We start from the raw sequence: 20,411 nt of genomic DNA, 5'->3' as shown, positions 1-20,411 counted from the left end.
CGTCTGACAAATCAATTCTTTCACGGTATAATGAACGTGATTTGAATGATAAAAGGAGCTGAATCAGATGGAAGGTTTATTCACATTCCTCCCGATGATCTTGATCTTCGTGGTGTTCTATTTCTTGTTGATCCGTCCACAGAACAAACGCCAGAAGCAAGTGCGTCAGATGCAAAATGAACTCTCACGCGGCGACTCGATCGTTACGATCGGTGGTCTTCACGGGGTTGTCCAAAAAGTTGACGACATGACGGTGACATTGAAGTCAGGTAATGCACAATTGACATTCAACCGGAGTGCTGTCGCAGAAGTGACGAAAAAATCAACGACTGTCATGGACGACGAAACTGTCGAATAAGGCATTGAAAAGGCGCTTTCCGGATTCCGGAGCGTCTTTTCTGTTTATATATGAGAAAAACGTTTGCTAAGATTACCATTTCTTTTGTAAGCTAGGATAGGAGAACAAAGTTGTCTGAAAATATACTGGGAACTAGAGAAAGGACAATGTAGCATGATCAAGAAAGGGAAACTTGCCACATTCTTCATCGTCGTCATCGCGTTGCTCGTACTGATTGGTACGACATCGTCATGGTTGTTGAAGGATACGAAGCTTGGCCTTGACCTTAAGGGTGGCTTCGAAGTCTTGTATGAAGTACAACCACTGAAAGAAGGAGACGTCATCGATCAAAATGCGATGAGTGCGACGCTGACGGCAATCGAGAACCGTGTCAACGTCCTCGGTGTCTCTGAACCAGACATCCGGATCGAAGGCGATAACCGGATTCGCGTTCAGCTTGCTGGCGTCAAGGATCAGACGGAAGCGCGTCAAATCCTATCTTCGACAGCACAATTATCATTCCGTGACATCAACAATAAGTTGTTACTGGATGGAGCGGATTTAAAAGCCAAAGGCGCAAAAGTCGGATACGATCCACAAACGAACCAACCGCTTGTAGAACTTTCACTTAAATCAAAACAAAAGTTCTATGATGTGACTCAAAAGATTTCACAAATGCAACCACCTGCGAATCGTCTCGTCATCTGGCTCGATTACGAGAAAGGTGATTCGTACGAAAAAGAGATTCAAAAGAAAAACTCGAAAATCGTTTCGGATGCATCTGTTCAAGAACCAATCAATTCGGACAAAGCGATCATTTCTGGTGGCGATATCGATGCCGCATACGGGAAACAATTGTCTTCGATCCTAAACGCCGGTGCGTTACCGGTCAAACTCGAGGAAATCTACTCGACGTCGGTCTCTGCTGCTTTTGGACAGGATGCACTTGATCAAACATTGTTCGCGTCAGCAATTGGTGTAGCCGCTGTCTTCTTGTTCATGCTACTGTTCTACCGGATCTCTGGATTCGTATCCATCATCACGTTGCTGTTCTACATCTATCTTGTCATGATCTTCTTTAACGGGATCAACGCCGTCCTCACGTTACCGGGGATCGCCGCACTCGTTCTTGGAGTCGGGATGGCGGTCGATGCGAACATCATCACCGCTGAACGGATCAAGGATGAATTACGAAGTGGAAAATCCGTCTTGTCTGCATTCAAAGCCGGTAACCGTCGTTCATTCGGTACGATTCTTGATGCCAACTTGACGACGTTGATCTCTGCTGGCGTGTTGTACTACTTTGGTACAAGTACGGTCAAAGGATTCGCCATCATGTTGATGGTTTCGATTGCCGTCACGTTCGTCACGAACGTCTTTGTCTCACGTTACCTGATGCAACTCCTTGTCAGTAGCCGATGGTTCGATAAGAAGAAATCATGGTTCGGTGTAAAGGAGAGTGAAATCCGTGAGCTTTAATCCTACGAAATTCGATTACATCAAACATCGAAAAATTTATTTCGCGATCACGATCGCGCTTGTCATCGTTTCTGTACTCTTGTTGTCGTTCCGTGGTCTGAACCTTGGGATTGACTTCACGCAAGGAACTCGCGTCGAGATTTCTTCTGAGAATCAAATTAAGGAAGCGGACGTTCGCTCCGTCATTGAAGATGCCGGGATCGATGCGGAAGAAATCGATGGCATTCAGTTCGCTCAAGGCGGAAAGTTAGCGAACGTCACGTTCGTTGGTGAATTTAGTCAGGATCAAATTTCTGAAATGAAACAAACGATTGAAGCGCAGTATGATAAGGAACCGAGCATCTCGACGGTTTCCGCACAAGTTGGTCAAGAAATCGCGCGTAACGCGATTTATGCCGTCTTGCTCGCGTCACTCGGGATCGTCATCTACGTCTCGTTCCGATTCCAACCGTTATACGGAATTGCGACAGTACTCGCATTGCTACATGATGCGTTGATGATCGTGGCATTCTTCTCGCTGTTCCAGATCGAAGTCAACTTGTACTTCATCGCAGCAATCCTGACGATCATCGGGTATTCCGTCAACGATACGATCGTTACGTTCGACAGGGTACGAGAAAATCTCGGACTCGCTGAAAAAGGTGGTCGGAAAGTCTCGTTTGATGAATTGGCGCATATCGTCAATGAATCAATCCAACAGACGATCATCCGCTCGATCAATACCGTCGTCACGGTCGTCATGACAGCAGCAGCGCTCTACATCTTCGGTAGCGAAGCAATCCGTGGATTCAGTCTCGCCCTGCTTGTCGGGTTGATCATGGGGATGTATTCTTCGATCTTCATCGCCGCGCAACTCTGGCTCGTCATGAAGGGTCGTACACTTGGTCGTACAAAACGCGCTTCTTAAAAGAGTATCCGCATCAGCTATCGCTGGTGCGGATTTTCAATTATAATGGGGAAGTTGATTGGAGGGTTTGAGATGTACCATGCTAAAAAAACATGGCTTGATAAAGTCATCGATTCAGAACAAATCGAACAATTGACGGCGGATGGCACAATCTCACCGCACGTCGCACAACTACTTGTCCAACGGGGATTCACGACTCGTGAAGCTGCCCGTGATTTTTTAGAGACCGATCAAATGGCATTTCATGATCCATTTGCTTTCAAAGACATGCCAAAAGTCGTAGAACGGATTCAACGTGCCGTCGACGAGGGCGAGATGATTTTGATTTACGGTGATTATGATGTCGACGGCGTGAGTTCCGCTGCGATTCTCTGGCATGCCTTGATTGAAATCGGAGGAATGGCAGAGTGTTATATCCCGAACCGTTTCACGGAAGGCTATGGACCAAACGAAGCCGCGTTTCGCTGGGCGGCAGAAGAAGGGTTCAGCCTCGTTATCACGGTCGACTGTGGGATTTCCGGCATTCATGAAGCCGATGTCCTAAAGGAACTCGGGGTCGATTTAATCATCACCGATCACCACGAAGCAAAAGAAACGTTACCTGATGTCTTTGCCTTAATTCACCCAGGTGTCGATCCAGACTATCCGTTCTCGAAGCTTGCTGGGGCAGGTGTTGCCTTTAAAGTCGCACATGCACTCCTTGACCGTGAACCCGTCGAGTTACTCGATCTTGCCGTGCTCGGAACGATTGCCGATCTTGTGCCGCTCGTCGGAGAGAACAGGTTGCTTGCGATCCGCGGCATCGAGGCGCTGAATGCGAGTGAACGTCCGGGTATCCTAGCGTTACGGGACGTTTGTAGTTTGACGGAAGACGAACTGACGGAAGAATCAGTCGGATTTGCATTCGGTCCGCGGATCAATGCGGCAGGTCGTCTTGATTCAGCGATGCCAGCGCTCGAGATGTTACTAGCGGAAAGTAAGGATGAGGCACTTCATCTCGCGAAACAACTCGACCAACAAAATAAACAACGTCAAGATATCGTCAAACAGATTGCAGAGGAAGCAACGGCACTTGTCGAAGAACGTTTTAAAGATGACCGCGTGCTCGTCGTCGATGCGGCAGACTGGAATCCAGGTGTCGTCGGGATTGTCGCCTCGCGACTCGTTGAAAAATATCACCGTCCCGTCATCATGCTGTGTCATGATGCTGAAAAAGGAACAGCGAAGGGTTCTGGACGATCGATTCCAGCCTTTGATCTCTTCGCTGAACTCACGAAATGTGAAGACATCTTGCCGCATTTCGGAGGACATCCGGCTGCTGCCGGCATGACGCTCTCTTCCGATGACGTCGAGACGTTACGTCAACGTTTGAATGAACAAGCAAGTACATTGCCAGACGATGCCTTCATCGCGACAATTGATGTCGATCTACGTCTACAGGTCAGTGATGTCTCAATCCAGTTGATTGAAGATATTCAGCGACTCGCGCCGTTCGGGATGGGAAATCCTGCGCCACGAATCGTCATCGAGCAGGCGAAGATCCGTGACATGAAACGGATCGGTCGCGATTTGACGCATGTCAAAGCACTACTATCAGGCGATGGGAAGGAACTCGATGCGATCGGTTTTGGCTTCGGCGACCTTGTCGATGAAGTCTCGACCTTATCCGAGATTCACTTGATGGGCAGTCTGAACATCAACGAGTGGAATGGCTTCCGTAAACCACAATTGATGATTCAAGACGTCGCTGTCGAAGATGTTCAAGTATTCGATTACCGTGGCGGTAAGCGACCGCTGAGCGAACTATTCGCCTTACCGCATGAGACGACGACATTCGTTGCCTTTACTGATGAGGTGAAGGAGAAGTACGCGGAACGTCCGTTGAACGGACCGATTCGTCAAAACATCGTCTTCCTCGATCTACCGGAAGAAGAAGTTGCGTTTCATCCATACGTCCAACAGGCAGAGAGGATTTATTGTGCCTTTAAGGACGAGGGATATTATTTCGAGACGATTCCATCGCGGGAGGACTTCAAGCATTACTTCCAGTATTTCGCGAAATGTCCGCGTGACGAGCTCCGGATCGGTCTTGTACGTTTGTCGAAATCGCGAAAATGGACGAAACGATCGATTAACTTTATGCATTCGGTATTCTCGGAACTTGATTTTCTTGTTACAATGGAGGACGGGCTGCCGGGTGTGAACCCAAATGCTGCAAAGCGAGATCTGACGGAAGCTCCGACGTACCAGCGTCATGAAGCGCGTCAAGAGCTCGAGCAACAATACATTTATTCGTCACTCGCTCAGTTGAAAGAGCGTTTTGATACTTTGGTAGAAGCGGCGAAGCAGGAGGAAAAGACATGGAGTTCAAACAGCATATAAAAGAGGTCGAAAACTGGCCGAAAGAAGGAATCAGTTTCAAAGACATCACATCACTCATGCAGAACGGACCAGTATACAAACAATCGGTTGATGCACTTGTCGAATATGCACGCAGTAAAGGTGCTGATGTCATCGCGGGTCCGGAAGCACGTGGATTCGTAGTTGGTTGCCCAGCCGCTTACGCGATGGAAATCGGATTCGTACCTGTCCGTAAAGAAGGAAAATTACCACGTGAGACAGTCCGTGTCGAGTATGGTCTTGAGTACGGAAAAGACGTCTTGACGATGCATGAAGATGCGATTCAACCAGGACAACGCGTCGTCATCCTTGACGACTTGCTTGCAACAGGTGGTACGATCGAAGCGACGATCCAAATGATTGAAAAATTAGGCGGAACGGTTGCCGGAATCGGATTCTTGATTGAACTCGATGGTCTTGGTGGACGTGAGAAACTCGAAGGATACGACGTTCTTTCATTGATTCGTTACGAAGACTAAAGCATATATACTCTCTTGGTACATGGAGACCAAGGGGGTATTTCTTTTTATTTTGACATCTTCTCAAGATTTCACGATAATAAGAACTATATATTAGGGATTCCGTTGCAGACGATCCCGGGGACTGGGTGAGGAAAAGGGATGACAAACAAACAAATCGTAAATGTAGAAGACCTTCTCGCTCGATGTGCGGAATACATGACGCAAGCTGAAGTCAAAGACATCGAACGGGCTTACCAATTCGCGAAAGACGAACATGATGGGCAATTCCGCCGCTCTGGGGAACCCTACATCATTCATCCGGTACAAGTTGCCGGTATCTTAGTCGATATTGGTTTGGATGCAACGACGATTGTCGCTGCGCTTCTTCATGATGTCGTCGAAGATACGGACATTACACTCGAAGAATTAACGGAACGATTCGGACCCGACGTCGCGATGCTCGTTGACGGCGTCACGAAACTCGGGAAAATCAAATATAAATCGAAACGCGAAGAATTGGCTGAGAACCACCGAAAGATGTTCATCGCGATGGCAGAAGACATTCGCGTCATTTTGATCAAACTGGCTGACCGTTTGCATAACATGCGAACGTTGCAACATATGGTCAAGGAAAAGCAGGTGCAAAAGGCAGAAGAGACGCTCGAAATCTTTGCACCGCTTGCGCATCGTCTCGGGATCTCGACGATCAAGTGGGAACTCGAAGACATCAGTTTGCGTTATATCAATCCACAACAGTACTACCGGATTGTCTCAATGATGAAACAAAAACGGACGGAACGCGAAGCGCTAGTCAGTTCGGTCATTGAAGAGGTCAACGAAGTACTCGATGATGTACAAATCGCAGCGGAAGTCGATGGACGTCCGAAGCATATCTATTCCATTTATAACAAGATGCAAAACTCGAAAAAAGAGTTCAGCGAAATTTATGACTTGATGGCTGTGCGCATCATCGTCGATTCAATCAAGGACTGTTACGCTGTTCTCGGAATCATTCATACGCAATATAAACCGATGCCGGGACGTTTCAAGGATTATATCGCGATGCCGAAGCCGAACATGTATCAATCGCTGCATACGACGGTCATCGGACCGAAAGGCGAGCCGCTCGAGGTCCAAATTCGGACACGGGACATGCACTTTATTGCCGAGTACGGGATTGCCGCTCACTGGGCGTATAAAGAAGGCAAGGAACAGGAAGCGAAATCAGGCTTTGAGGATAAGATTGCCCATTTCCGTGAAATTCTTGAGTTACAGAAGGATACGGCGGATGCTGAAGAATTCATGGAATCGGTCAAAGTCGATTTCTTTAGTGACATGTTGTACGTCTTTACACCAAAAGGCGACGTCATCGAATTGCCGAAAGGCTCTGTTCCGATTGATTATGCCTACCGGATTCATACAGAGATCGGTCACCGAACGATCGGAGCGAAAGTCAACGGACGGATGGTACCGATTGATTATAAGCTGAAGACAGGCGACATCATTGAAATCGTCACATCAAAACACAGTTATGGTCCAAGTAAGGACTGGCTCAAGATTTGTGTGTCGAGTCAGGCGAAGAACAAGATCCGTCAATGGTTCAAACGTCAGCAACGCGAAGAGAACGTCTCTAAAGGACGGGAACTGATCGAAGCGGAAGTCAAGAAACTCGGATTCGAGCCGAAGGAAGTCATCAATGAAAAGACGCTCGAAGACGTGACGCGGAAGTTCAACTTCGCGCAAGAAGAAGACATGTATGCTGCTGTTGGGTATCATGGTCTGACCGCTGCCCAAGTCGCGCATAAATTGACGGAAAAGTTACGCAAAGACAAAGAGTCCAAAAATCTTGAACTGAACGAAGCCATCAGTGAGATGAAGACGTTTGATCGTCCGAAGAAGGAAAATCCAGAAGGCGTTCGTGTCAAAGGAATCGATAACATGCTCGTTCGCATGAGTCGTTGTTGTAATCCAGTACCAGGGGACGATATCGTCGGGTATATCACACGTGGACGGGGTGTCTCGATTCACCGGACGGATTGTTTGAATGTCATTCATGAACAAAATCCAGAACGCTTGCTCGAAGTCGAGTGGGAACACGAAGGCAAAGCCGTTAAGAGTTATAACGTCGAAATCGAAATTTCTGGATTCGACCGGGCTGGATTATTGAACGATGTCCTGCAGTCGGTATCTGCGACGAATACGAACATTGTTGCCGTCAGCGGGAAAGGCGACGACAGTAAACAAGCCAAAATCACGATGACGATCGCGATCAACAACGTCAACCATTTACAAAAAGTCGTCGATCGGATCAAACAAATCTCTGACGTGTATGCTGTGCATCGCGTCATGATGACGTAAGGAGCGGATGAGTCATGCGAGTCGTATTACAACGAGTCAAAGAAGCAAGTGTCACAGTCGATCAGGAGGTCATCGGTCAAATCAAGCAAGGTTTTCTCTTGCTTGTCGGTGTCACGCACGAAGACACGATCGATCAGGTGAACTGGTTAGCTGATAAAATCGCAGGACTCCGCGTGTTTGAAGATGAAGAGGAACGGATGAACCGCTCGTTGCAAGATGTCGACGGTCAGATTCTATCCGTCTCGCAGTTCACGTTGTATGGTGATGTCAAAAAAGGACGTCGCCCAGCGTTTACGGAAGCAGCGAAACCTGATGTTGCCAACGAATTGTATGAAGCGTTCAATGAACGTCTTCGCGCGCAAGGACTGACAGTCGAGACAGGTCAGTTCGGTGCGATGATGGATATCGCGCTCGTCAATGATGGACCGGTGACATTGATTCTTGAAAAAGAAGCAAACGCTTGACAGGAACCGAGAGACGAGGCAATATTAGACGTAACCAAATGATTCATACGACCGAAGACGAAGAGGAGTAATCAAGACCTCGTCTGCTTAGAGAGTCGCCCCTTGGCTGGAAGGGCGAACAGACGAACTCGATGAAAGACCCTTCCGAGGTATCTTCCTGAACCGATAGTAGGGAAGGTCGTACGCAGGCGTTAACTGCACCGAGTGGTCAAATGTGATTTGACAACCAGGGTGGTACCACGGGATCTTCAAGTTCTCGTCCCTTTGCGGACGAGGACTTTTTTGTATTCAAAAAAGGAGGAATTTGAGATGAAATTACCACGCGGTACGTTTGATGTCCTTCCAGGAACAGTCGAACGCTGGCAGTACATCGAGCAACAATTACGTGACATTAGTAAGCGTTACAACTATAAGGAAATCCGGACGCCGATTTTTGAGGAGACAGAACTCTTTAAACGTGGCGTCGGTGAGACGACGGATATCGTTCAAAAAGAGATGTTCATGCTTGAGAAACGCGGAAAAGACCAGTTGACGTTACGTCCAGAAGGAACGGCTGCTGTTGTTCGTTCATTCGTAACGAACAAGCTGTTCGGTTCACCAAACCAACCGACGAAATTGTTCTACATTGGACCGATGTTCCGTTATGAACGTCCGCAAGCAGGTCGTTTCCGTCAGCTCCACCAATACGGAGTCGAAGCACTTGGCAGTGAACAACCAGCGATCGATGCGGAAGTCATCAGTCTCGCGATGAGCATCTACCGTTCATTTGGATTGAAGCACCTTAAGCTCGTCATCAATACACTCGGGGATAACGAAAGTCGCGCCGCACACCGGGCAGCACTTGTCGATCACTTCAAACCGGTCGTTCACGAGTTATGTCAGGACTGTCAGAACCGTCTCGAAACGAATCCACTTCGTGTCCTTGACTGTAAGGTCGACCGCGATCACCCGAGCATGGCAACAGCACCATCAATTCTCGATTACTTAAACCCGGCATCAAAAGCTTACTTCGACGAAGTATTGCTTCACTTAGATGCACTCGGCATCGAGTATGTCGTTGATCCAACGCTCGTTCGCGGAATCGATTATTACAATCACACGGCGTTCGAGATCATGTCAGAAGCAGAAGGCTTCGGAGCAATCACGACACTATGTGGTGGTGGACGATACAACGGTCTCGTCGAACAAATCGGTGGACCGGCAACACCGGGAATCGGATTCGGAATCGGCATCGAGCGTTTATTGATGGCGCTTGAGAATGAGAACGTCTTACCGGCAGTCGATGATCAAATCGATGTCTTCATCGTCGCGCAAGGCAGTGACGAAGTCGAAAAGACAGCAACACGTCTCTTACAATTGATGCGTCTCGAAGGACTTGTCGCCGATCGGGATTATCTCGGTCGGAAGTTCAAAGGACAATTCAAAGCAGCCGATCGCTTGAAAGCACGCTACACGGTCATCCTCGGGGATGAAGAAGTCGAGCGTGGTGCAGCGGCGCTGAAGAACATGGCTACAGGGGAACAGACGGACGTTCCGTTATCAGCAGTCGCTGATACGATCGTCGCGAAATTAAAGGAGGAAGCACAATGATCGGACGCACGCATATGAACGGTCAGGTGACGGAAGAAGTCATCGGACAACACGTTCAACTTAAAGGATGGGTTCAAAAACGACGTGACTTAGGAGGATTGATCTTCCTTGATCTCCGCGACCGGAGTGGTATCGTCCAAATCGTCTTCCAACCGGAAAACGAGCAGGCACACCGCCTTGCAGAATCAATTCGTTCAGAGTATGTCCTCGATATCAAAGGACACGTCATCGCACGTGAGAATCCGAACCCGAACATTCCGACTGGGCAAGTCGAGGTCGTCGCGGATGAAGTCGTCATCTTGAATGCAGCGAAGATGACACCATTCCCGATCAGTGAAGAAGCAGAGCAGACGTCAGAAGATTTACGTCTTAAATATCGTTATCTTGACTTGCGTCGTCCGTCGCTTCAAGAGACATTCCGTCTTCGTTCGAAAGCATCGAACATTATGCGGAACTTCCTCGATGAGCAAGACTTCTTGGAAGTCGAGACACCAATCTTAACGAAATCAACACCAGAAGGCGCACGTGACTATCTCGTTCCGAGTCGTGTTCACCCAGGTGAGTTCTATGCCTTGCCACAATCACCGCAATTGTTCAAACAATTGCTGATGGTGTCTGGTTTTGAACGGTACTTCCAAATTGCACGTTGTTTCCGTGACGAAGACTTACGGGCAGACCGTCAACCTGAATTCACGCAAGTCGACATCGAGACGAGCTTCATGGACATCGAAGACTTGTATGCGATGATGGAATCGATGATGACGCGTGTCATGAAGGAAACGCTTGGTAAAGATATCGTGACACCGTTCCCACGGATGCCGTACGCGGAAGCGATGAGCCGGTATGGTTCGGATAAACCGGATACACGCTTCGGTCTCGAATTGATTGATGTCGCGGAAGCCGTCAAAGGGGCAGGATTCAAAGTATTCGACATGGCACTAGAAGCTGGTGGCGAAGTTAAAGCCTTGAACGTCAAAGGTGCAGCAGAGCGCTTCTCGCGGAAAGATATCGATAAGTTACAAGAATTCACGGCGATTTACGGTGCAAAAGGTCTCGCGTGGGTCAAAGTGACAGGGGACGGACTTAACGGTCCGATCGCGAAGTTCTTCGACGAAGAAGCAGCTGCTCGCCTGACAGCGGCGACAGGTGCGGAAGCAGGCGACTTATTGTTGTTCGTCGCAGCAAAAGCATCGATCGTAGCAGACAGCTTAGGTGCGCTCCGTCAGAAATTAGCGAAGGAACTGGACTTGATCGATGAGTCGGTCTTCAACTTCCTTTGGGTGACGGACTTCCCACTCGTCACGTATGAAGAAGAAGAAGGTCGTTTCTACGCGAACCACCACCCGTTCACGATGCCACGTCGTGAAGATCTCGAATTGCTCGAGACGGATCCTGGAAAAGTCCTCGCCGTCGCGTACGACCTCGTCTTGAACGGATACGAGCTCGGCGGTGGATCACAACGGATCTACGAACGGGATATCCAAGAGCGGATGTTTAAGTTGCTTGGCTTCACAGAAGAAGAAGCAAACGAGCAGTTCGGTTTCTTGATGGAAGCATTCGAATACGGAACACCACCACATGCGGGGATCGCACTTGGTCTAGACCGTCTCGTTATGTTACTCGCAGGACGTTCAAACTTGCGTGATACGATTGCCTTCCCGAAAACAGCATCAGCAAGTGATCTGTTGACGGCAGCACCAAGCCCAGTCTCGGATGCACAATTAAACGATCTCTCGATTCGAACAGCGGTCAAACAATCTTAAGATACGACAAGCGAATCTTCCGGTATGGGAGATTCGCTTGTTTCATGAAGGAGGATGAACGGATGGAACGACACTTTTTTGAACGGTCTCCGGTTGAAGTCGGTCCAGACTTCTTAGGAACACAGATCACAGTCGATGAGGTGACGATGCGGATCGTCGAGGTCGAAGCCTATCTCGGTCCTCACGATCAAGCAGCGCATTCGTTTTCCGGAAAACCAACGAAACGGACGGCACCGATGTTCGGTCCACCGGGGCATCTCTATGTGTATTTCACATATGGGATGCATCACTGCATGAATATCGTTTGTGGACATGAAGGGGAAGGATACGGATTATTGCTACGAGGTGCGGAAATCATTAGTGGGCACGATCTCGTCGCGGAACGTCGTTTTGGTTGTTCCTACGCAGAGTTGACAGCGGCGCAACGACGCAATCTCGTCAATGGACCGGCGAAACTGTGCCAAGGATTCGGTCTAACGACAGCTGATTCGGGACAGGATCTTTATCAAGACCGTTTCCGACTTGTTGCTGACTCGGTCGACGCGGTCGTCCAGACGACACGGATCGGTATTCCGAATGCAGGAGAAGCGACAGCCTATCCATGGCGTTTTTATGTAGAGGCGAGTGAAGGGGTAAGTAAACGTTAAAAAATGGACGCTCCGATAAGGAGACGTCCATTTTTTATTTAGGGTTGTTGATTGATTTTTTCGACTGTTGCTTTTTATAGAATTTATAGACGATTGGACCAACCGTCGTTACGAGCGTCATTAATGTTCTGAGTTTACCGCGTTTTGCTGCCATTGATTCATTCACTCCTCTGATTTGTTGTACTAATCATATTCCACGAAAACAACGTCTTAAAACCTCATCGGCACATCAAGTGGTTTTCTATCTACCTTGGTCGGGTCATAGTATAAGGAGAAGGGAGTCGATCAATATGGGAGCAGTCGTTTGGTATCGTCATGATTTACGTGTCGATGATCATGAGGCACTTCGGAGTGCGTGTGAAGAACAGGACGTCATTCGTGCCGTATACGTCAAAGACCAAAAGAAACGCGATTTTAAAAGAGGTACACAACAAGCACGGTTCGAACAAGAGACACTTGATAACTTAGCGGGCCATCTGTCTCAAATCGGGATTACGTTAGATATAGTAGAAGGGGAGACAAGTGAGGCACTCGATTCTTATCTGCAAGCGGATGATACCGTCTATTTCCATAAGATGACCGGAACAGAAGAAGCGACAAGTGAGCAGTATATCGAAGACAGATATACCGTCCGCTCTTTTGAAACACAGACGTTACATCGTCGGGAAGATATCGGAAGTGATGAATTAAAGCGCGTCTTTACGGCATTTCGAAAACGGGTCGAGGCGAAAGGGACCTTCTACGATCCACTCGATCCACCAACCGGTATTCAGCTAATAAAAGAGGAATCAGTTGAAGCGGCCCCAGAGACCGCGTTCCCATTTCGGGGAGGCGAATCAGCGGGAAGGGCACGCCTTCAGGAATATCTCGCCGAGCCCGTATTCACCTATAAAGAAACACGGAATGGGTTCTTACGAAATGATTCTTCGAAGTTGTCTGCCTGGCTAGCGAACGGTTCACTCTCACCGCGCCGCGTCATGGCTGAATTACAAGAAGCCGAGCGAAAACAGGGAGCGAATGAATCGACGTACTGGTTGTATTTCGAATTGTTATGGCGTGACTTCTTCCATTTGACGATGCGTGAGACAGGAAGCCGTCTGTTCCGTGCGAGCGGATTACAAGAAGGTCAATACACGTGGAAGGCGGACCAGCTGGCTGTCGAACGCTGGATAGAAGGAAAAACTGGTGTGCCATTCGTCGACGCCTTCATGAACGAGATTCGCGAGACGGGATGGATGTCGAACCGCGGCAGGCAGATCGTTGCCAGTTATCTAATTCATGAATTAAAGCAGGACTGGCGCATCGGAGCGCGATATTTCGAACAGCAATTGATCGACTATGATGTCGCTTCGAATTATGGGAACTGGGCGTTCATCGCGGGTGTTGGGAATGCAACACGCACACCACGATTTGATCCTGCATTCCAACAACAACGATATGATCCGAATCAACACTTCACGAAACGTTGGACCTGAAAAAAGCATCTTTTTCTGGAGTGGGAAGTAGTTGCATTTCAGAGGGGAGGATGCTATATTAAATGCATCAGATGGGGTTCCTGAATTGTACGAGAGCCGCCTTTTATCTTTGAGCCACTCTTTTTTGATAGGGAGTTTGACGTTCCAACTAGTAGTACATGCCTCGTAACACAGCAGGAGGACGTACGAATAGGAATCGGATAAGACACCCACCTGCACAGCAGGTTCAAAAATAAGGTATCGACACGGCACTTCGGGTCCCATCGTCTTATTATTTTGTTGTTTGACACGTCGCATGACGTTTTTTTTATGATATAATTCCGAGTAAAACAGTATGAGTATTGTGAGGTTATGAGATGTTACATCAATTTTCGCGTAATGAATTAGCAATCGGTAAAACTGGACTTGACGCATTGGCATCCAAGTCCGTCGCTATTCTGGGTATCGGTGGTGTTGGATCGTTCTCAGCAGAAGCACTTGCCCGCAGTGGTGTAGGTCGTTTGATTCTTGTCGATAAGGACGATATCGACATCACGAACGTCAACCGACAAATCCATGCTTTGCTTCCGACGGTTGGTCAACCGAAGGTCGATGCGATGGCAGAACGTCTTGCGTTAATCAATCCGGATCTTGAAATCGTTCGCTTGAAGATGTTCTACAATGAAGAGACATTCGAGTCGTTCTTCGAACAGCAACCGGATTATGTCATCGATGCATCGGACACGGTCTCGTTCAAGATTCACTTGATTCAGGAATGTAAGAAACGTAACATTCCAATCATCTCAAGCATGGGGATGGCGAACAAGATGGATCCAACACGCATCAAGATCGTTGACATCAAAGATACAAGTTATGATCCACTAGCGAAGGTCATTCGGACGAAACTTCGGAAAGCCGGCATCCATAAAGGTGTTCCTGTCGTCTTCTCCGATGAACCGCCCGTTAAGATCATCGAAGAAGTCCGTCAAGTCGTCGGAAACGATGCGGCTGCAATTCGTAAGGCAAAGATGCCGCCAAGTTCAAATGCGTTCGTTCCATCAGTTGGTGGATTGATCGCAGCGAGCTACGTCATCAACGAGATCGTCCGTGAAGCCGGCGTGACGATCGAACGCGTTCGTTAAAAAAAGCGACCTTATGGTCGCTTTTTCTGATGTGTGGCTGTTTGTTTGTTCCAAAAATCAAGTCGAGCTTGCAGTTGTTTCTCAAAACCGCGTGGGCTTGGACGATAAAAGACCGGTTTTGTCCGGGCAAGGTTCTCCGGCCAGTAATTCTGTGGCACATAGGCATGTTTGAAGTCGTGCGGGTACTGATAGGTGACGCCATTCCCAAGTGCCGCTGCCCCCGGATGATGGGCATCGCGCAAATGTGGCGGTACCGGACCGCCGTCTGAACGGCGGACGAGTGTCAATGCTTGATCGATTGCTGAGATGACAGCATTCGATTTCGGTGCCGTCGCGAGATATAAGACGGTTTCAGCGAGCGGAATCCTTGCTTCAGGGAAACCGACGTACTCGCACGCGCGTGCGCAGGCATCGACCATCAATAACGCTTGCGGATCAGACAGACCGATGTCTTCTGCCGCATGGACGTAGAGACGCCGTACGATGAAGCGCGGACTTTCGCCAGCTTCAATCATGACAGCGAGCCAGTAGAGCGCAGCGTCGGGATCGGAACCCCGAATCGATTTGATGAAGGCGGAGATGACATCATAATGCCGATCGCCGTCCTTATCGTACTTCAATGCTTTTTGTTGAATCGATTCCTCGGCGACAGCGAGATCGATCGTGATCTGACCATCGATTTCCGGTGTCGTTAAGACGGCGAGTTCAAGTGCATTCAATAATGCCCGGTAATCGCCATCCGACAACTTGACGTAATGATCGATCGCGTCATCCGTGATCGTGATCGGATATTTGCCAAGACCACGTTCTTCGTCTTTTAGGGTCCGGTCGAGGACGATTCGTAAATCGTCTGCTGTCGGGGGCTCGAAACGAAAGACTGTTGCCCGCGATAACAGAGCGGCGTTGACCTCAAAACTCGGATTTTCAGTCGTCGCCCCGATCAACGTGATCGTACCTGCTTCGAGCGCTGGCAGTAAGGCGTCTTGTTGCATCTTATTGAATCGATGGATCTCATCGAGAAAGAGAATCGTTTTTTGATCCTCGAACTGAAGACGGGCTTCGGCCGCTTTTAGAATTTCCCGTAATTGTTCCAGTTTCGCTGTGACCGCGTTCAATTGCTCGAACGCTGATTTCGTATAACTGGAGATGACACGCGCGAGCGTCGTCTTACCGGTTCCGGGTGGACCGTAAAAAATGACGGTTCCGAGACGATCGGCTAAGATGGCACGCCGCAGGAGCGTCGTCTCTCCAATCAGATGGCGTTGTCCGACGATTTCATCCAGATTCTGCGGACGCATTCGATTCGCGAGCGGTCCGGCAGGTGACTGGGATTCAAATAAATGTGCCATACACATACGCTCCTTCCACTTTTAGCTACTACTATACTAGAAAGGATGATCCTTCGCATGATGAAAATCTCGACGAAAGGGCGATATGGTCTGACGATCATGATCGCACTCGCGAAAGAAGCTGAATCTAAACCATTATCCCTAAAAAAAATCGCGCAGATGTATGACCTATCTGAGCATTATCTTGAACAGTTGATTGCCCCCCTTCGTAATGGAGGTCTCGTCAAAAGTGTACGCGGTGCTTACGGCGGGTATAAGCTCGGTCGTGAAGCGCAAAACATCACAGCGGGTGAAATCATCCGCCTGCTTGAAGGACCACTCGTCGTCGTCGAAGGCGATGCGTGTGACGAGGTCACAAAACGCAAACTGTGGGATAAAATCCAGCAAGCAGTCGATCAAGTACTCGATTCAACGACGCTACAAGACTTAGCGGAAGAAGAAGATACAGGATACATGTTCTATATTTGAGAGGTGAAAACGAATGAATTACTTTGACCACTCGGCGACGACGCCGATGCGTCCGGAAGTCCTTGAGGCGATGACGCCTTATTTGCTCGAACAGTATGGCAACCCATCTAGTGTCCACGCGGCTGGTCGGTCTGCTCGGGCAGCAATTGACAAAGCACGCCGGCAGATCGCACAAGAATTGAACGCGAAACCAACCGAACTGATTTTCACGAGCGGTGGAACGGAATCGGATAATTATGCAATCTTCGGTGCGGCTGAGGCGGCGCGTGAAAAAGGGCGTCATCTCATTACGACACGGTTTGAGCACCATGCTGTTTTGCATGCGTTCGAAGAGCTCGAAAAACAAGGCTATGACGTTACGTATCTCGATGTTCCAGATACAGGCGTTGTCTCAATGGCTGCTTTGCAAGAAGCGGTACGGGAAGATACGACACTCGTCTCGATCATGTTCGGCAACAATGAAGTTGGAACGATTCAGCCGATTGCGGCATTCGGTCAATTTTTACGAGAACGCGGTATTTTGTTCCATACGGACGCGGTGCAAGTGTTCGGAAAACAAGCAATCGATGTCGAAGCGTTACAGGTCGATCTCTTATCCGCGTCTGGTCATAAAATCAATGGGCCAAAAGGAATCGGATTGTTGTATGTACGGACTGGTGTGAAGTTAGCGCCTCAAACGTTCGGAGGAGAACAGGAACGCAAGCGTCGTGCTGGTACGGAGAACGTACCGGGAATCGTCGGTTTAGCGAAAGCGCTCGAACTGATGATCGCAGAGCGTGATCAACAACAGGACCACATCAAACAACTGCGTAACGTTTTGCTAACGCGATTGGATGAAAGTGGCGTCACTTACGAAGTTAACGGCGTTGAAGGATTGCCGAATGTCCTCAATCTTTACTTCCCGCGGATTGAAATCGAACCGTTCCTGATCATGCTTGATATGCGTCAAATGGCCGTATCGAGCGGGAGTGCATGTACGGCAGGATCCGTCGAACCTTCGCATGTCTTATCGGCGATGTATGGCGAAGATGAACGGACACGAGCATCGGTCCGGATCAGTTTTGGTCACGGAAATGAGCTCGCGCAAGTCGAACTACTCGCACAAGCCTTGCAAGATGTCGTAAAATCGTTTCAGAATTAACTAAGAGGTGAAATAAATGAATACACGAGCGAAAGCCCCGAGTGAAACGACAGTCGTCGTTGGGATGTCGGGCGGTGTCGATTCTTCTGTGACGGCTCATTTATTAAAAGAGCAAGGCTATAACGTCATTGGAATCTTCATGAAAAACTGGGATGACACGGATGAGAACGGCTTTTGTACGGCGACGGAAGATTATGAAGACGTCATCGCGGTAGCCAATCAAATCGGCATTCCGTACTATGCAGTCAATTTCGAGAAAGAGTACTGGGATAAGGTCTTCACGTACTTCCTCGATGAATATAAACTCGGTCGGACACCGAATCCGGACGTCATGTGTAACAAGGAAATCAAGTTCAAAGCCTTCCTCGATCACGCGATGCGTCTTGGTGCCGATTTCGTCGCGACAGGGCACTATGCGCGTGCCGTCTATGAGGATGGAGAACATAAATTGCTTCGAGGCGTTGATGCAAACAAGGATCAAACATATTTCTTGAATCAATTGTCGCAAGAGCAAATCGCGAAGGCGATGTTCCCGATCGGGCACATGGAAAAATCAGAAGTGCGCCGGATCGCAGAAGAAGCGAACCTCGCAACGGCGAAGAAAAAAGACTCGACAGGCATTTGCTTCATTGGCGAGCGGAACTTCAAACAATTCCTCGGTCAATATCTGCCGGCGCAACCCGGTGAGATGCGGACACTTGACGGCAACGTCATGGGACGTCACGATGGATTGATGTACTATACGATGGGGCAACGTCATGGACTCGGTATCGGTGGCGACGGAGAGCCTTGGTTCGTCGTCGGGAAAAATTTAGAGGAGAACATCCTCTATGTCGATCAAGGATTCCATAACGAATTGTTGTATTCGGAAGGGTTACTTGCTTCAGATGTCAGCTGGACATCTGAGCGTCCGGTCGGTGAGACATTCCGTTGTACGGCGAAATTCCGTTACCGTCAACAAGATACAACCGTCACGGTTCGTGTCCTCGAAGATGGACTCGATGTTTCATTTGACGAGCGTCAACGAGCAATCACACCAGGACAAGCAGTCGTGTTCTATGATGGGGACATCTGCCTCGGTGGTGCGACGATCGATGCAGCCTATAAAGCAGGCGAACGCCTCGCTTATCTAGCGTAAGGAGCAAAAGAAGATGAACTATAATGAAGTAGGATTCCGGCATCTAGAAGCTGGAAATTATGAATTAGCAGCGCAAGCGTTTAACGACGCGATCGAAGAAAATCCAAAAGATCCGACAGCGTACGTCAATCTTGGAACATTACTCCAATCGATGAACGATGCTGATCGTGCCCTTCGTTTTTATGACCGGGCACTGATGATCGATAACACGTTTGCGAGTGCCTATTATGCAAAAGGGGCGCTGTTCTTTGCTGCCGATCAACTCGTCGAAGCAGAGGAATCATTGCGGGCAGCGTTATTATATGGACTTGACGACGCGGATCTCCATTTCATGCTTGGGATGACGTATCAAAAACTCGGTGATCCAGTCCGCGGGTTGCCCCGTTTACAGCGTGCGTCAGAACTAAACGGTGTCGATATCGAGATCGCATTCCAATACGGACTTGCCTTAGCGCAAAACGAGAAGTTGGAAGAAGCGGTCGAGATGTTCGAGCACGTCTTGATGCTTGACGAAACGCATACAGATGCACGATACAATTATGCGATTGCCCTTGCTTTCCTTGGTCAACAAGAAGCCTGTTATGCAGAACTCGAAGCCGTTCTTGCCTACCAGCCGGAACACGCCCTTGCGCGGGACGCGAAAGCGAAGATGGATGCGTTATTAAAACAAGCAGACTGATATAAAAAAGACGATTCCGCCTGGAGTCGTCTTTTTTTATGCTATTTAATTCCCAACTTCACGGATGACACGAAGTGGTGGACCGGAAAAGTCTTCATAGGCTTCATCCATGTTTTTCGTGTACAGTTCGATGACGTTATTTTCCGTATCCTTGAAATAAGCAGAATGTTCTTTTTGATTCGATGTCTCCTGTTCGTCCCATTCTCTGAGCTTCACGGTGATTGATGCTTCCCGCAATTGATTCAAGGCTTGCTGGAACTCGTCCTTCTCAACGTAGAAAGCACAGTGGACATGGACACCACCTTCATCGTACAACGTGTCCCATTCGGACACTGGTAAGTGTTTGACGGTCCGTTCTTCCATCGTGAAGTCTCGCTTCAGCCACAGGCCGAGTCGAGTATTACCGCCAATGTAAAGCCACGTGGCCCAGACCCCGTCTTGTTTAGATTGTTCTTTACTTGGTTCCGCATCTTCAGGAGCCCATTGCTCGACGACTGGAATGCCTAGTGTCCCATTCCAAAAGCCAACCGCACGGTCCATATCCTCGACTTCAAGTACTAATTCACACAATCCTGCAATCGGTAAACGTGCCATCCTTAAACTCCTCCTCTTAACGAAATGTTTCAGGGTATCT

Annotated in this window: 16 protein-coding genes, 1 other RNA gene, 1 pseudogene and 1 other annotated feature; of the genes and pseudogenes, 16 read left to right on the top strand and 2 right to left on the bottom strand. The window is 48.7% G+C overall.

The features are described 5' to 3' along the window. Nucleotides 1-67: 67 nt before the first annotated feature. From yajC to N179_RS07660, 12 genes and pseudogenes are all read left to right on the top strand, one after another. The gene (gene yajC / locus N179_RS07720) at nucleotides 68-358 is read left to right on the top strand and encodes a preprotein translocase subunit YajC (protein WP_023468932.1); all 291 of its coding nucleotides are present in this window, start codon (nucleotides 68-70) and stop codon (nucleotides 356-358) included. A 153-nt stretch (nucleotides 359-511) separates the two neighbouring features. Then, nucleotides 512-2,723: pseudogene (gene secD / locus N179_RS17135) on the top strand (protein translocase subunit SecD). 72 nt (nucleotides 2,724-2,795) lie between these two features. Further along, complete coding sequence (gene recJ, locus N179_RS07705; RefSeq protein ID WP_075642577.1) at nucleotides 2,796-5,105, top strand: single-stranded-DNA-specific exonuclease RecJ; 2,310 nt, start codon at nucleotides 2,796-2,798, stop codon at nucleotides 5,103-5,105. Next, nucleotides 5,084-5,602, top strand: coding sequence for an adenine phosphoribosyltransferase (locus tag N179_RS07700; RefSeq protein WP_023468928.1), 519 nt, complete (start codon nucleotides 5,084-5,086; stop codon nucleotides 5,600-5,602). The genes recJ and N179_RS07700 overlap by 22 nt, the downstream gene beginning before the upstream one ends. 141 nt (nucleotides 5,603-5,743) lie before the next feature. Further along, nucleotides 5,744-7,942, top strand: a complete 2,199-nt coding sequence (locus N179_RS07695) for a RelA/SpoT family protein (protein WP_023468927.1) — start codon at nucleotides 5,744-5,746, stop codon at nucleotides 7,940-7,942. A 14-nt stretch (nucleotides 7,943-7,956) separates the two neighbouring features. Then, nucleotides 7,957-8,406, top strand: a complete 450-nt coding sequence (gene dtd / locus N179_RS07690) for a D-aminoacyl-tRNA deacylase (RefSeq protein ID WP_035396647.1) — start codon at nucleotides 7,957-7,959, stop codon at nucleotides 8,404-8,406. A 45-nt stretch (nucleotides 8,407-8,451) separates the two neighbouring features. Then, nucleotides 8,452-8,673, top strand: a binding site (T-box leader). 42 nt (nucleotides 8,674-8,715) lie between these two features. Then, a complete protein-coding gene (gene hisS, locus N179_RS07685; RefSeq protein WP_023468925.1) occupies nucleotides 8,716-9,996 on the top strand; it encodes a histidine--tRNA ligase in 1,281 nt (426 codons plus the stop codon). Further along, nucleotides 9,993-11,759 carry an aspartate--tRNA ligase gene (gene aspS / locus N179_RS07680; RefSeq protein ID WP_023468924.1) on the top strand — a complete coding sequence of 589 codons (1,767 nt, stop codon included), beginning with the start codon at nucleotides 9,993-9,995 and terminating at the stop codon, nucleotides 11,757-11,759. The genes hisS and aspS overlap by 4 nt, the downstream gene beginning before the upstream one ends. Nucleotides 11,760-11,821: 62 nt before the next feature. Next, nucleotides 11,822-12,406 carry a DNA-3-methyladenine glycosylase gene (locus N179_RS07675; protein ID WP_023468923.1) on the top strand — a complete coding sequence of 195 codons (585 nt, stop codon included), beginning with the start codon at nucleotides 11,822-11,824 and terminating at the stop codon, nucleotides 12,404-12,406. A 290-nt stretch (nucleotides 12,407-12,696) separates the two neighbouring features. Next, nucleotides 12,697-13,881: a DASH family cryptochrome gene (locus tag N179_RS07670; protein WP_075642576.1), complete on the top strand. Its 1,185-nt coding sequence runs from the start codon at nucleotides 12,697-12,699 to the stop codon at nucleotides 13,879-13,881. 74 nt (nucleotides 13,882-13,955) lie between these two features. Further along, nucleotides 13,956-14,145, top strand: a non-coding RNA gene (ssrS, locus tag N179_RS07665) — 6S RNA. A gap of 92 nt (nucleotides 14,146-14,237) precedes the next feature. Then, on the top strand, nucleotides 14,238-15,002 hold the full coding sequence (locus tag N179_RS07660; protein ID WP_023468920.1) for a tRNA threonylcarbamoyladenosine dehydratase: 765 nt from the start codon (nucleotides 14,238-14,240) through the stop codon (nucleotides 15,000-15,002). Nucleotides 15,003-15,013: 11 nt separating this feature from the next. Here N179_RS07660 and N179_RS07655 read toward each other — a convergent pair whose 3' ends face one another. After that, entirely contained in the window at nucleotides 15,014-16,351 is a 1,338-nt protein-coding gene (locus N179_RS07655; RefSeq protein WP_075642575.1) for a replication-associated recombination protein A, read from the bottom strand. A 60-nt stretch (nucleotides 16,352-16,411) separates the two neighbouring features. On the opposite strand from N179_RS07655, the gene cymR reads away from it, so the two are divergent. The 4 genes from cymR to N179_RS07635 are packed head-to-tail and all read left to right on the top strand — an operon-like array spanning nucleotide 16,412 to nucleotide 19,777. Beyond that, nucleotides 16,412-16,819 carry a cysteine metabolism transcriptional regulator CymR gene (gene cymR, locus N179_RS07650; protein ID WP_029342236.1) on the top strand — a complete coding sequence of 136 codons (408 nt, stop codon included), beginning with the start codon at nucleotides 16,412-16,414 and terminating at the stop codon, nucleotides 16,817-16,819. 13 nt (nucleotides 16,820-16,832) lie between these two features. Continuing rightward, nucleotides 16,833-17,960 (top strand): cysteine desulfurase family protein, encoded by a 1,128-nt coding sequence (locus N179_RS07645; protein ID WP_055968693.1) that lies wholly within the window; start codon nucleotides 16,833-16,835, stop codon nucleotides 17,958-17,960. A gap of 16 nt (nucleotides 17,961-17,976) precedes the next feature. Continuing rightward, complete coding sequence (gene mnmA, locus N179_RS07640; RefSeq protein ID WP_023468916.1) at nucleotides 17,977-19,098, top strand: tRNA 2-thiouridine(34) synthase MnmA; 1,122 nt, start codon at nucleotides 17,977-17,979, stop codon at nucleotides 19,096-19,098. 13 nt (nucleotides 19,099-19,111) lie between these two features. Continuing rightward, nucleotides 19,112-19,777: a tetratricopeptide repeat protein gene (locus tag N179_RS07635; protein ID WP_023468915.1), complete on the top strand. Its 666-nt coding sequence runs from the start codon at nucleotides 19,112-19,114 to the stop codon at nucleotides 19,775-19,777. Between the two features lie 45 nt (nucleotides 19,778-19,822). On the opposite strand, the gene N179_RS07630 is transcribed toward N179_RS07635, so the two are convergent. Beyond that, a complete protein-coding gene (locus N179_RS07630; RefSeq protein WP_023468914.1) occupies nucleotides 19,823-20,371 on the bottom strand; it encodes a VOC family protein in 549 nt (182 codons plus the stop codon). Nucleotides 20,372-20,411 lie beyond the last annotated feature (40 nt).

Origin of the sequence: Exiguobacterium indicum HHS 31 (genome assembly GCF_001939065.1) — a bacterium.
Lineage (GTDB): Bacteria > Bacillota > Bacilli > Exiguobacteriales > Exiguobacteriaceae > Exiguobacterium_A > Exiguobacterium_A indicum.
The sequence above is the reverse complement of the archived record's forward strand: the minus strand, read 5'-3'. Positions and strand labels throughout refer to the sequence as shown.